Genomic DNA, 13,045 nt, shown 5'->3' with positions numbered 1-13,045 from the left:
GGACCAGCCACCGGCGGCCGTCGATCAACTCTCGGACCGCGTCGAGGTGGCCGGCGTGGCACGCGGTCTCGTGATGACATGCAGCAGGACGTCGCGCAGGGTGTGCAGGTGCGGTTCACCGAACAGGTCGTGGGGCCACCAGGCCAACGCGGCGTCGGCAGCGGTGGCCGTGATGACGGCATCCGCGAGTTCCGCCTCCCGCCGGTATCGGTCGAGCACGTCGGCGGCCGGTACTTCCGGGGCCACCTGCCACGCATCGTCGCCGCTCGTCAGACTGTGGATGACCTCCTCGTCCCCGGCGACGACCGCGCGGAACCAGAACCGCTCCACATCGAGGGCCAAGTGCTGTACCAGCCCCAGGCAGTGCCATCCCGAAGGCAGCAGGGGCCGTCGAAGATCCTTCGGGTCGAGCCCGTCAAGGATGTCGAGAACGTGGCGTCGCTGTCCGTCCAGGGTCCGAAGAAGCGCCCTTACCTCACTGCCCGGAGTGGTATCGCTCAAATTCTCGGTCATGGTCACCCATGATTCCCGAATCAGCGGGGCCACGCAGGACGTTGTCCAGGTACGCGGGCCGGCCGACTCGAAGCGGGGAGGCCGACCGCCGCGGGAGCCGAGCCCTGCCGGGGCTGGTGCTGGTCGCGCCAGGCCCGAGGCGAGAGTCCGTAGGCCTGTTTGAACACCTTGCTGAAGTGGGTCGCGTTCACGAAGCCCCACCTTCGTCCTATCGCCGCGATGGTGCGCGACCGGCTGCTCGGGTCGGACAACTCCCGCCTGCACTCCGCCAAACGGTGGGTACGGATCCAGTCTCCAAGACTGATGCCCAACCCGGACAGCACTGTGTAGAGATGCCGTACGGAGATGTCGTGTGCGGCGGCGATCCGTGCCGCCGACAGGTCGGGGTCCCTCAGGTGCGTCCGGATGTACTGAGTGATCCGCAGGCCGAGCGTTGACTCCAAGGGGCCTCTGGCAAGGCTCGAGTTGCCGTGCTCGGTCGTCAGGACGGCGCGCAGGAGTTCGACGCTGGGCTCCACTACGGCGTCCGCGTGCACACCCTGGTGCAATTCGTCGGTGGCGGCCAGTTGGGAGAAGTAGGTGAAGGCGAGACGCGCAACGGGGTTGTCGGCCCCCAGGGCGACTGAGCTGGTGTCTCGCAGCAGCCGGTCGGGGAGCGCGAGTGCCGCGCGGGGGAAGCGCAGGAAGTGGTGGTCGACTCCCTCGTCGAAGAGAAGCGTGTAGGGAGCGATCGACTCGTAGACGGCGAACTCGCCGGGTCTCAGTACACACTCCCGTCCGTTCTGCGCCACCAGGCTGGTGCCCGTCACCTGCAGGCCGAGGAAGACGGCAGGCTCCTCGTCCTCCCGGGCCAGCCGTTCCGTACGGCGGATCGTGACCGCGGTCGCCCGTGCCGAACAGATTCTGAGAGGTCCGACGGTGCCGAGCCCTATACGAACGGACAGGTCCTCAGCGGCAGGACGGTGGTCGATGTCGACCGCCACCACGGACTCCCACACGGCGTTGCGGACCACTTCCTCCCGGTCGCGCGGCGGTATGAACGCGGTGTCCAGAACCGGGCTCATGAATCGGACCTTCGGCTGCGCTGGTCGTGCGGCCGGCCCGGCCGCCCCTCGGTCTGTTCCCTCACAAGCGCCCTCCCCGACAAGGACAGTTCCCGCCGTCAGCTTGGCAGGACGGGATCTCGCCGCGCAACGGCTCCGCCGGGAGCGCGCGGGGTCCTCGCCTGCTGCGGTGCCAGGGCGCGGCGGCGGTCGCACTGCTGACACATTCCCCTGCACGGACGACAAAGTCCGAAGCCCACGAGGGTTCTAAGGTCCATGGACGAGGCCGTCACCGAGACGACACATCACCGACCGGGAGGATTGCATCGTGCAACGAGGATCGACGACGCTGCGCACGCGGACCGGAGTACTGGGGGTTTTGGCTCTCCTCTTCGCCGCCGGCCTGACGGCCAGCCCGATGATGACCGCGCCCGCCCATGCCGCCTACGGTCCGTGCAACACGACGGTGAAGCGCACCGATGGGTTGGGCAGTGGCGGCATCCCTGGCAATCACTACAAGATCCCCGCGCGTACCGGTAACGGTCTGAACTGCTACATGGAATACCAGACGGGTAGTTCAAACGCCGTAACGGCGCTGCAGCGAGCCATCCTGTCGTGCTACAGCGGCACCTATGCCGCCAACCGGATCAACGCCACCGGAGGGGCGGACGGGGTCTACGGCACCGGCACGGTGGATGCCGTCCGGTGGCTCCAGGCCAACCGACTCGGCGTGAGTGCCGACGGCGACTACGGACCGGCGACCCGGGGACAGATGCTGTGGCCGCTGTACACCGCAGGCGGTACTTACATCGCCTGCCTCAACCCCCCTTTGTAGTCAGCTGCAGTCAGCGCAACGTCTGCCGACGCCGACCTCGTCCGCCTGAGGTCGGCGTCGGCAGACGTGGTGGATGGCCGGCACGGTGGCGAGGTCCTTCGCCCCTGAGCCAGGAGGTCTCCACGCGGACATGGGCGACGACTGTGCGGGAACCCGGCCTCCGTACTGTCCCGACGTGCGGAAGAGACGATGACGACACCCGAGGATCACAGCCAAAGCCAAAGCCACAGCCGCAACCGCTTCTGCAAGGCATGCGGCACGCCCGCCGGAGACGGGCCACTGTGCGAGCACTGCGGCACCGTCCTGACACTCCCGGACGACGCCGGGCTGTCGGAGGACCAGGGTGCCGCGGTCCGCAGGGACTTCGAAGAGCGAGACGCCCGGCGGAGTCAGTGACCCCGGCGTCGTCGATCGGCGGTTGGCCAAGACTTTGCGCGTGGCCGATTCCGCGCGACCGACGCCCTGCCTGAGGGTGACTGAAGGTATCGCTATCGCAAAGAGTGGCTGAAAACGAGAGAAGCTCTGTGTCCTTCCCGTTACGGCCACGTTGACCCCGCCTACTCCTGTGACGCACGCTCGAAATGTAGATGGCACTTACAACTGGTTCGCCTTCGATCTGCTCGCAGCTGCAAAAGGACTGGTCGTGCAGGGTCGTCCGGCGCACCGGACGCAGGAGGTAGCGCATGTGCGGCATCACCGGCTGGGTCTCCTTCGACCGCGACCTCGGCACCGAGAGGGCGGCGTTGGACGCCATGACCGAGACGATGGCCTGCCGCGGACCGGACGACCACGGCGTCTGGGTGCAGGGACCCGTCGCGCTCGGCCACCGCAGGCTCGCCATCATCGACCTGCCCGGCGGCCGGCAGCCGATGAGCGCCGACACTCCCCACGGCACGGTCGCGCTCGTCTACTCGGGAGAGACCTACAACTTCACCGAACTCCGCCGTGAACTCGCGGACCGCGGCCACCGTTTCGCCACCGACTCCGACACCGAAGCCGTGCTGCGCGGCTACCTCGAATGGGGTGACGCGCTCCCCGAGCACCTCAACGGCATGTACGCCTTCGCGCTCTGGGACGGACGCGAGAACAAGCTCGTCATGGTCCGCGACCGCATGGGCATCAAGCCGTTCTACTACCACCCGACCGCGGACGGCGTGCTGTTCGGCTCCGAGCCCAAGGCGATCCTCGCCCATCCGCTGGCCCGCCGCCGGGTCCGGCTCGACGGGCTGCGGGAACTCCTCACCATGATCAAGACGCCCGGTCACGCCGTCTGGGACGGCATCCGCGAGGTCGAGCCCGGCACCGTCGTCACCGTCGACCGCTCGGGCGTGCACCAGCGCCGCTACTGGGAGTTGGAGACCCGTCCGCACACCGACGGCAGGGAGGCCACGGTCGCGCACGTCCGCTCGCTCCTCGACGACATCGTGCGCCGCCAACTGGTCGCCGACGTGCCCCGCTGCACCCTGCTCTCCGGCGGACTGGACTCCTCGGCGATGACCGCGCTCGCCGCGCGGCAGCTGGGTGAACACGGCGAGAAGGTACGCAGCTTCGCCGTCGACTTCGCGGGGCAGACCGACAACTTCATCGCCGACGAACTCCGGGGCACCCCCGACACCCCCTTCGTCCACGACGTCGCCCGCGCCTCGGGCACCGACCACCAGGACATCGTGCTGGACGCCCAGGCCCTCGCCGACCCCGAGGTCCGCGCCAAGGTCATCCGCGCCCGGGACCTGCCGGCCGGCCTCGGCGACATGGACGCCTCCCTGTACCTGCTCTTCCGCGCGATCCGCGACCACTCCACCGTGGCCCTGTCCGGCGAGTCCGCCGACGAGGTCTTCGGCGGCTACCTGCAGTTCTTCGACGAGGAGGCACGCCGCGCCGACACCTTCCCCTGGCTGGTGTCGATGAGCCGCCACATGGGCGAGGACACGGACCTGCTGCGCCCCGACCTGGCCGCGAAACTGGACCTGCCCGCGTACGTGGCCGACGGCTACCGCGAGGCCGTGGCCGGTATCCGGCGCCTGGACGGCGAGAGCGACTTCGAGTACCGGATGCGGCGGATCTGCCATCTGCACCTGACCCGCTTCGTGCGCATCCTGCTCGACCGCAAGGACCGCGCCAGCATGGCCGTCGGCCTGGAGGTCCGGGTCCCCTTCTGCGACCACCGGCTCGTCGAGTACGTCTACAACACTCCGTGGGCGCTGAAGTCCTTCGACGGCCGGGAGAAGACCCTGCTGCGCGAGGCCACCGCGGACGTGTTGCCGAAATCCGTGTACGACCGGGTCAAGAGCCCCTACCCGTCCACCCAGGACCCCAAGTACGCGGCGGCCCTCCAGGACCAGGCCAAGGACCTGCTCACCCGCACCGGTCACCCCGTCTTCGACCTCGTGGACCCGGAGCGACTGCGGCGGGCCGCCGAGCGGGAGGCACCGATGAGCGGTCAGGCGGACCGGCGCGGCCTGGAACGGGCCCTCGACCTCGCCCTCTGGCTGGACCTCTACCAGCCGGAACTCGATCTCGGCTGAACGACTCCGCCCGCACTCCGGGGGAGGCCCGCCGACCCAGGCGCCCAGAGGGTGACGGCCCGGCACACCGGCGCTCGATGTGTTCGTGCGGGGCACGTGTCACCCGTCGGACGCGGAGTGCTCCTCGACTCGCTGTCGGTTGACGGGGGACAGGCTGTTGGGACAACGGCGAGTCGAGAGGGCTTGCGGCGGCCGGCTGCTGCCACAAGCCACGGCCGACATGATCTTCGACGCGGTGGACGAGAACGGTGACGGCCGCATCTCCCCATGGGGAACACCGGCGGCCGCGGACCGATGCGGTGCCGGCCTTCCTACGCCGCGGACCACGGCGGCGCGGCCACGAGCGGTCGCCGGGCCGCGCGCCGGGCCGTGTACCCGCTGATCCCCAGCCCGACCCCGACCAGGGCCAGCACGGTCCCGAGCCCTCCGGTCGCCAGCGACACCGGCGGCACGACGAACCCCTCCCGCACGCGCCCGACCACCCCGGAGGCCGCGACGCTGCCCGACTGCTCGTCGAGGGAGAAGCGTGAGTCGTTCGAGTTCCCCCGGTTGTCGCCCAGCAGGAACAACCGCCCGTCCGGTACCCGTACGTCGTACGGTACGGCCGCGGAGGCCAACGCGTCGCGCCGTACGTAGGGCTCGTCGACCGGCTTCCCGTTCACCGTGACCCGGTCCCCGTCGCTCTCCACGTGATCACCGCCCGTCCCGATGACGCGCCGCAGAACCGGGGCGCCCTGGTATCGGCCGCGCACACGAACGAGCACGACATCGCCCCGGCGTACTTCGTCGGGGCCGATGTGCTCGACGACCAGGTGCTCGCCCTGGCGATACGCGGGCTCCATCGACTCGCCCTGGACGGTGACTCCTTGGTGACGTGCGAAGAAGTAACCGGTGCCTCCCAGCACCAGGACCAGCCCGAGCGGGACCGACACCCAGCCCGCGACTCTCCGCCGGCCGCCTGCTCCACGCTGCCGCATGAACGCCCCTCCCCGACAACCGCCCCGGGCGGGCGGACCAGCAGAGGCTAAGCGGTCCCGCACGGAAACGCACATCCCGCCGAGACCGCGCCCCGCGCGCCACAGCAACCGGCCCGCCGGTGCGCGGTTCCGTACGGCGACCCACCGTGCCGAGGCGCGGCTGACCGGAGGTGCCCTCGCACCAGCACTCCGGCCGGGCTCGCCCGACTGGCGCAGCGGCGGTCCGTGCGGTCGCGCCGAGCGCCAGGGGTGCGCGACAGTTGATCCATGTGCGGCCGGTACGTTTCCACCCGCGGTCCCGAAGACCTCGCCCGGCGGTTCCGGATCGCCGACCGGGACCTCGGCGATCCCCTGGCGCCGAGCTGGAACGTCGCGCCGACCGACGAGGTGTGGGCCGTCCTCGAACGCCCCCCGCGGGAGGCCCATGCCGCCGCTCCGGCGGTACGGCACCTGCGGACGCTGCGCTGGGGCCTGGTACCGTCCTGGGCCCGCGACACGAAGATCGGCGCCCGGCTGATCAACGCCCGGGTGGAGACCGTCCACGAGAAACCGGCCTTCCGCACCGCGTTCGCCCGCCGCCGCTGCCTCCTGCCGGCCGACGGCTTCTACGAATGGCAGCGCGTCGAGGACCCGGAGACGGGGAAGGCCCGGAAGCAGCCCTACTTCGTCCATGCCGCCGACGACCGGGTGATGGCCCTCGCGGGGCTGTACGAGTACTGGCGCGACCCGGACGCCGGGCACGACGACGACCCGTCGGCCTGGCTGACGACCTGCACCATCATCACCACCGAGGCCACCGACGCCGCCGGACGCGTCCACCCCCGCATGCCGCTGACCGTCGCCGACGACCACTACGACGTCTGGCTGGACCCCTCCCGCCAGGACACCGGCGCGCTGCGCGACCTCCTTGAGCAGCCCGCCGGCGGTCGGCTCGACGCCCGCCCCGTCTCCCCGGCGGTCAACAACGTCCGCAACAACGGCCCGCACCTGGTCGAGGCGGTCACCGGCCCGGAAGGCAGAGCCACTCCGTCCGGTTGAGCCTCCGCCGATGGGCAACGTCGCCTCGCGCAGGACCGGTTGAACACCCGCCGCCCGACGGCAAGGATGACTCCATGCGAAGCACCGTGATCATGGACGCTCCCTCCAACCTGGGCCTGCGCCCGCCGGCTCCCGGCACCGTCCCCGGCTGCTACAAGCTGGCCGGGGCGCTGCGGGACAACGGGATCGTACGCAGGCTCGGCGCCGTCGAAGGGGGCGTGGTCGTGCCGCCCCGCTACGACCGGGGCGACTGGCAGGAGGGCGACGGCGTCTTCAACGCACACGCCATCGCCGCTTACACGCGCACCCTCGCCGACCGCATCGAGGCGCACGTGTCCGCCGGTCATTTCGCCCTGGTCCTCGGCGGGGACTGCTCCATCCAACTCGGCGCCGCGCTGGCCCTGCGCCGCCTCGGCCGGTACGGCCTGGTGTCGATCGACGCCTCTCCCGACTTCCGTCATCCCGGCACCTCCGACCGGATCGGCGCCGCCGGCGGCGAGGAACTCGCCCTTTCGACCGGCCGGGGGCAGGAGGACCTGACCGACCTCGAAGGACTGCGGCCCTACCTCCGGGACGAGGACGTCCGGCTCTTCGGCACCCGGGACGCGTTCGTGGACGACGCGGACGTCGCCGAACTGCGCGCGCTGAAGGTCCCCGTCACCACCGTCTCCGAACTGCGCCGCACCGACCCCGGTAGCCTGGGCGCAGCGGCCGCCGAAGATCTCGGGGCGGCGGCCCTCGACGGCTTCTGGGTCCACCTGGACGCCGACGTCCTCGACCCCTCGGTCATGCCCGCGGTCGACAGCCCGGACCCCGACGGCCTGCTGCCGGGCGAACTCACCGCCCTGTTGCGCCCGCTCGTCCGGTCCCCGCACTGTGCGGGGCTCAACGTCACCATCTACGACCCCGACCTGGACCCCGACGGCAGCGCGGGCGCCCTCCTGACCGACCTGGTGGTGGCCGCCTTCACCACCGACTGAGACGCGCGGTCGGTCCATGCCGGGGACGGCTCCGCCGCTCGCACGGCGCGGTGGCCGTCAGGCAGCCGGTCGCCAGCCCAACGCGGGACCGAGCCGGCCGGCGATGTCGGTCAGGATCTGCACATAGTCCTCCGGAGCGAAGGTGAACGGCAGGGCGAAGGCCACCTCCTCCACCTCCCGGAACGCCGCGTGGGCCCGCAGCCGCTCCGCGATCCACTCGGAAGGGCCCACGAGGTCCGGGGCGAACAGCAGACGGGCGGGTCCCTGTGGCTCCAGGGTGCGGGGGAGGCGCTGGGCGGCGTAGTCCTCGTACTTGGCGCGCTGCGCGGCGTCGGCGGAGTCGGTGGGAACCACCACGAGCCCTTGGGAGACCCGCGCGGCCTCCCCGTCGGCGTGCGCCGCGCGGAAGGCTCGGATGTGGGAGAGCTGGATCGCGGCGAAGTCCTCGGAGCCGGTGCCTTCGTCCGGCCCCGCCTTGACCACGCTGCTGGTGAGGAGGTTCAACGCGTTCTCTCCGGCCCAGCGGGCCGAGCGCAGGCTGCCGCCCCCGTACCACATGCGTCGCCGCAGTCCGGGGGAGTGGGGCTGTACGCGGTCGGAATAGGTCTCGATGCCCTCCGTACCGCGGAAGTCCGTGACCGGTTCCCCCGCGACGTGGCCGAGCAGGCGCCGCAGCCGCGCATAGCCGAGCTCCTCGACATCGGCCGTGTCCGGATACAGAGCGTCCTTCACCCGCTCGTAGTGCATGGGCGGGCCGGTGCTCACGCCCGGGTTGAAGCGGCCGCCGGACAGGATGTCCACGGTCGCCCAATCCTCGGCGAGGCGCAGCGGGTTCTCCCACCCCAACGGCGTGACGGCGGTACCCAGTTCGATGCGACTGGTGCGCTGCGTGGCGGCCGCGAGCACCGCCACCGGTGAGGCGATCCCGTACTGGAGGTGGCGGTGACGCACCCAGGCGCTGTCGAAGCCGAGTCGCTCCCCCAACTCCAGCACGCGCAGTGTGTCCTCGTGTCCGGGGCCCGGTTCCGCCTCGTCGAACAGCCCGATCGTGAGAAACCCGAGCCTCTTCAGCCGCCTGCCGCTCATCTGCCACTCCCGCCCACCGGTGCCCACCCGGGCCGGCCACCTCTCAACAGACGGATCATGCCCCCTCATCACCGGAGGGCGATCCCTGCGGAACGTATGTCGCCCGGCTGTTCACGAGGACGCAACACGCGAGCGCTACTCGTCCCGCTCCGCGATGGAGAAGGCTCGGCGAGTCGGCCTCGACAGATGGTGTGCTCGGGCGTGGGCAGGCCGCCCTGGTGAGGGGTCAGACGGCATCGCTCGGATTTCCGGGAGATTCGGCGATTTCCCGTTCGGCGGCTTCGATCAGGGCCAGCACGGCGTTCGCCGCGGCCACGGGGTCACGGGCCTCGACGGCCCGCACGACGGCGCGGTGACCCGGCAACGAGGCCTCCACCGCGCCGGGGGTCTGCGTGCTGATGAGAAAGCTGTGTTCCAGCGCGATCTCGACCGCGCGGCCCAGTGAGCCGAGGAGACGGTTGCCGCCCGCGTCGAGCAGGGCCCGGTGGAAGGCGATGTCGGCCTCGACGTACCCCCTGCGGCCGGGAGCCGCCGCCGCGGCCTCCATGGCCGCCAGGGACTCGTACAGGACTCGTACGTCGTCGGGGCCTGCCCGGTCTGCGGCGAGCCGGGCCGCCTCCGGCTCGACGATCCGGCGCAGTTCACCCGTGTCGCGCAGCAGAGCGGTGGCGTCCCCGGCCTGTTTCCAGCGCAGTACGTCACGGTCCAGGTGGTTCCAGTGCTCCGGAGGCAGCACACGCGTGCCGGTACGCGGCCGTACGTGCAGCATGCCCTTGGCGACCAGTGACTTCACCGCCTCGCGCAACACCCCCCGGCTGACGCCGATCTCGGCCGCGAGGGCGTCCTCGACCGGCAACGGAGCCCCCGGCTCCCACGCTCCCGCCACGATGCGCCGCCCGAGTTCGTCGACCACCCGCTGGTGCGTGGTCGGGAAATTCTCCACGATCGCCGCTTCCCTCTGGACGCCATTCATCGAATCATTCAATGATTGTGTGACAGGGTACGGCCCGCGGGCACCACCCGGCCACGCCCCATCGCGAAGCGGACGACGCCAGAGCCACGGGAGTGCCTACATGACGGACGGTCAGCAGAAGAGTCGCCGCAGCCAGGAGTGGTTCGGCGCACGGGGCCGCAGCGGGATGGTGTACCGCTCCTGGATGCGCAACCAGGGCTTCGGGCACGAGGTGTTCGACGGTCGCCCCGTCATCGGCATCGCGACCAGCGCCTCCGAACTCGCCCCGTGCAACGCCCATCTGGACCGCGTCGCCGAAGCCGTCAAGCGCGGCGTGTGGCAGTCGGGCGGCCTGCCCCTGCAGTTCCCCACCATGGCCACCGGCGAGACCCTGATGCGCCCCACCGCCATGCTGTACCGCAACCTGATGGCCATGGAGGTCGAGGAGCTGATCCGGGCCAACCCGCTCGACGGTGTCGTGCTGCTGTCCGGCTGTGACAAGACGACCCCGGCCATGCTCATGGGCGCCGCCAGTGTCGACCTGCCCGCCGTCATGGTCACCGGCGGCCCGATGCTCAACGGCAAGTACCGGGGCCAGGACGTCGGTTCCGGCACCCATGTGTGGAAGTTCGAGGAAGACCTGAAGACCGGCCGGATGACCGAGGAGGAGTGCTTCTTCGCGGAAGGCTGCATGGCCCGCTCCAACGGGCACTGCATGACGATGGGGACTGCCTCGACGATGGCCTGCATGGCCGAGGCGCTCGGCATGCAGCTGCCGGGCTCGGCGGCATGGCCCGCGGTCGACTCCCGCCGGATGGAGACCGCGCAGGCGGCCGGGCAGCGCATCGTACGGATGGTGGAGGAGGAGCTGCGCCCCTCGCGGATCCTGACCCGGGAGGCGTTCGAGAACGCCGTCCGGGTCAACGCGGCCATCGGCGGTTCCACGAACGCCATCATCCACCTCACCGCCCTCGCCGGACGTGTCGGTGTCGAGTTGAGCCTGGCGGACTTCGACGACCTGGCGCGCGCGGTGCCGACGCTGGTCAACCTGATGCCCAGCGGGAAGTACCTCATGGAGGACTTCTGCTACGCGGGCGGCCTCCCGGCCGTCCTGGCCGAGCTGCTCGGCGGCGATCTGCTGCACGGCGGGCAGATCACGGTCACCGGACGCACCGTCGCCGAGAACACCGAGCACGCCGAACGCGTCGACTCCGACGTCATCACCCGCCTCGACGCCCCCTTCCAGCCGGCCGGCACCGGTATCGCCGTCCTCCGCGGCAACCTGTGCCCAGACGGGGCCGTGATCAAGCAGTCCGCCGCGTCACCGCACCTGCTCACCCACCGCGGTCCCGCGCGCGTCTTCGACTCCCCGGAGGCCTACCACGAGGTCGCCGACGACCCGGAACTCGACATCGACGAGAACACCGTCATCGTCATCCGCAACGCCGGCCCCAAGGGCTACCCCGGCATGCCCGAGGTCTCCAACGTGCCGCTTCCCGCCAAGCTGCTGAAGGCCGGTGTCACCGACATGGTGCGCGTCTGCGACGGCCGGATGAGCGGCACCGGGTACGGGACGGTGGTCCTGCACGTGGCACCCGAGGCCGCCGTCGGCGGCCCCCTCGCCCTGGTGCGCGACGGGGACCCCGTCGTCCTCGACGTCCCGAACCGCACCCTGCGCCTGGACGTGGACGACGCCGAGCTCGCCCGGCGACGGCAGACGTGGCGGACACCCGCCGAGCGGTACGACAGCGGCTACACCTGGCTGTACACGCAGCACGTGGAACAGGCCGATCAGGGCGCCGACTTCGGATTCCTGCGCGGATCCCGCGGACACGAGGTCCCCCGCGACTCCCACTGATCCCGGGCCCCGACCACCGCCCCCCTCGAACCCAGGAGAGCAGCCACCGTGGAACCCGGAGCAGCGCGCCCTCGTCCGGCCCTCACCACCGGCTCCGTCCTGCCGGAGGACGCCGACCGCGCCACCCTCGTGGCACGCGTCCACGCCCCGGAGTACGACGGGCCGTGTGTGGCCGCGGTGCGCGGCGAGCGGGTCGTCGACCTGACGGCCGTCGTGCCCACCGTCTCCGACCTCATGGAACGCGACGACGCGGCGGCAGTCGTCCGCGAGGCCGACGCAGGACACGTCTGGCGTCTGGACGAACTGCTCGAGGCACCCGTCGGCCGCCGTGACGTCCCCCATCTGCTCGCCCCCGTCGACCTGCAGGTGATCAAGGCCGCCGGTGTCACCTTCGCGGGGAGCCTGCTGGAACGCGTCATCGAGGAGCGCACCGGCGGCGACCCGGCGCAGGCCGCCCGGGTACGGGCCCGCGTCGGGCAGGTGGTGGGCGGCGCGCTCGACGGCATCCGCCCCGGATCGCCCGAGGCGGACAAGGTCAGGGACCTACTGGTCGCCGAGGGGCTGTGGTCGCAGTACCTGGAGGTCGGCATCGGGCCGGAGCCGGAGGTGTTCACCAAGGCGCCGGTCCTCTCCGCGGTCGGCGTCGGCGCCGACATCGGGGTGCTCGCTGCCTCGGTGTGGAACAACCCCGAGCCCGAGGTCGTCCTCGTCGTGGACTCGCGCGGCCGGGTACGCGGTGCGACGCTCGGCAACGACGTCAACCTCCGCGACATCGAGGGACGCAGCGCCCTGCTGCTGGCCCGTGCGAAGGACAACAACGCCTCGTGCGCGATCGGCCCGTTCATCCGCCTGTTCGACGAGGACTTCGACCTCGACACCGTACGCGGGCTCGACGTCGGCCTGCGGGTCGACGGGACGGACGGGTACGTACTGCACGGCAACAGCACGATGCGGGGGATCAGCCGCGACGTGCTGGACCTGGTGGCCGCCACACACGGTCCGCACCATCAGTACCCGGACGGGTTCGTGCTCTTCACCGGGACGCTGTTCGCCCCCACGGAGGACCGCAAGGCACCCGGCGCGGGCTTCACCCACGAGTACGGCGACGTCGTGCGGATCTCCAGCCCTCGACTCGGCGCTCTGGTCAACACCGTCGTCCCGAGCGAGCAGGCCGCGCCCTGGACGTTCGGCGTACGCGCGCTGACACGCAACCTGGCCCGGCGCGGCGTCCTGTGAGA

Annotated in this window: 10 protein-coding genes and 1 pseudogene; 6 read left to right on the top strand and 5 right to left on the bottom strand. The window is 70.9% G+C overall.

Annotated elements, in window-relative coordinates; translation table 11 throughout:
• Positions 1-24: 24 nt before the first annotated feature.
• Together ACGH52_RS02285 and ACGH52_RS02280 are read right to left on the bottom strand one after the other, a co-directional pair.
• Positions 25-513 (bottom strand): DUF664 domain-containing protein, encoded by a 489-nt coding sequence (locus ACGH52_RS02285; protein ID WP_399946606.1) that lies wholly within the window; start codon positions 511-513, stop codon positions 25-27.
• Between the two features lie 20 nt (positions 514-533).
• Positions 534-1,577: a helix-turn-helix domain-containing protein gene (locus ACGH52_RS02280; protein ID WP_399937155.1), complete on the bottom strand. Its 1,044-nt coding sequence runs from the start codon at positions 1,575-1,577 to the stop codon at positions 534-536.
• 307 nt (positions 1,578-1,884) lie between these two features.
• Between ACGH52_RS02280 and ACGH52_RS02275 the strand changes: the two genes are divergently transcribed.
• Positions 1,885-2,391, top strand: a complete 507-nt coding sequence (locus ACGH52_RS02275) for a peptidoglycan-binding domain-containing protein (protein WP_210975072.1) — start codon at positions 1,885-1,887, stop codon at positions 2,389-2,391.
• A 683-nt stretch (positions 2,392-3,074) separates the two neighbouring features.
• Positions 3,075-4,916 carry an asparagine synthase (glutamine-hydrolyzing) gene (gene asnB / locus ACGH52_RS02270; RefSeq protein ID WP_399937152.1) on the top strand — a complete coding sequence of 614 codons (1,842 nt, stop codon included), beginning with the start codon at positions 3,075-3,077 and terminating at the stop codon, positions 4,914-4,916.
• 311 nt (positions 4,917-5,227) lie between these two features.
• On the opposite strand, the gene lepB is transcribed toward asnB, so the two are convergent.
• Positions 5,228-5,893, bottom strand: coding sequence for a signal peptidase I (lepB, locus tag ACGH52_RS02265; protein ID WP_076978009.1), 666 nt, complete (start codon positions 5,891-5,893; stop codon positions 5,228-5,230).
• Between the two features lie 267 nt (positions 5,894-6,160).
• Here lepB and ACGH52_RS02260 point away from each other — a divergent pair, with 267 nt between their 5' ends.
• The gene (locus ACGH52_RS02260; RefSeq protein ID WP_399937148.1) at positions 6,161-6,931 is read left to right on the top strand and encodes an SOS response-associated peptidase; all 771 of its coding nucleotides are present in this window, start codon (positions 6,161-6,163) and stop codon (positions 6,929-6,931) included.
• A 74-nt stretch (positions 6,932-7,005) separates the two neighbouring features.
• Complete coding sequence (locus ACGH52_RS02255; protein ID WP_076978007.1) at positions 7,006-7,911, top strand: arginase family protein; 906 nt, start codon at positions 7,006-7,008, stop codon at positions 7,909-7,911.
• A gap of 57 nt (positions 7,912-7,968) precedes the next feature.
• On the opposite strand, the gene ACGH52_RS02250 is transcribed toward ACGH52_RS02255, so the two are convergent.
• Positions 7,969-8,997 (bottom strand): LLM class flavin-dependent oxidoreductase, encoded by a 1,029-nt coding sequence (locus tag ACGH52_RS02250; protein ID WP_399937144.1) that lies wholly within the window; start codon positions 8,995-8,997, stop codon positions 7,969-7,971.
• Positions 8,998-9,223: 226 nt separating this feature from the next.
• A pseudogene (locus ACGH52_RS02245) lies at positions 9,224-9,966 on the bottom strand (FadR/GntR family transcriptional regulator).
• Positions 9,967-10,070: 104 nt separating this feature from the next.
• Here ACGH52_RS02245 and ACGH52_RS02240 point away from each other — a divergent pair.
• Together ACGH52_RS02240 and ACGH52_RS02235 are read left to right on the top strand one after the other, a co-directional pair.
• Complete coding sequence (locus ACGH52_RS02240) at positions 10,071-11,807, top strand: IlvD/Edd family dehydratase (RefSeq protein ID WP_059302601.1); 1,737 nt, start codon at positions 10,071-10,073, stop codon at positions 11,805-11,807.
• 48 nt (positions 11,808-11,855) lie between these two features.
• A complete protein-coding gene (locus ACGH52_RS02235; protein WP_399937141.1) occupies positions 11,856-13,043 on the top strand; it encodes a fumarylacetoacetate hydrolase family protein in 1,188 nt (395 codons plus the stop codon).
• The last annotated feature ends 2 nt before the right edge of the window (positions 13,044-13,045 follow it).

Source organism: Streptomyces sp. BBFR25, assembly GCF_044590125.1.
GTDB classification, from domain to species: Bacteria; Actinomycetota; Actinomycetes; order Streptomycetales; family Streptomycetaceae; genus Streptomyces; species Streptomyces canus_D.
The sequence above is the reverse complement of the archived record's forward strand: the minus strand, read 5'-3'. Positions and strand labels throughout refer to the sequence as shown.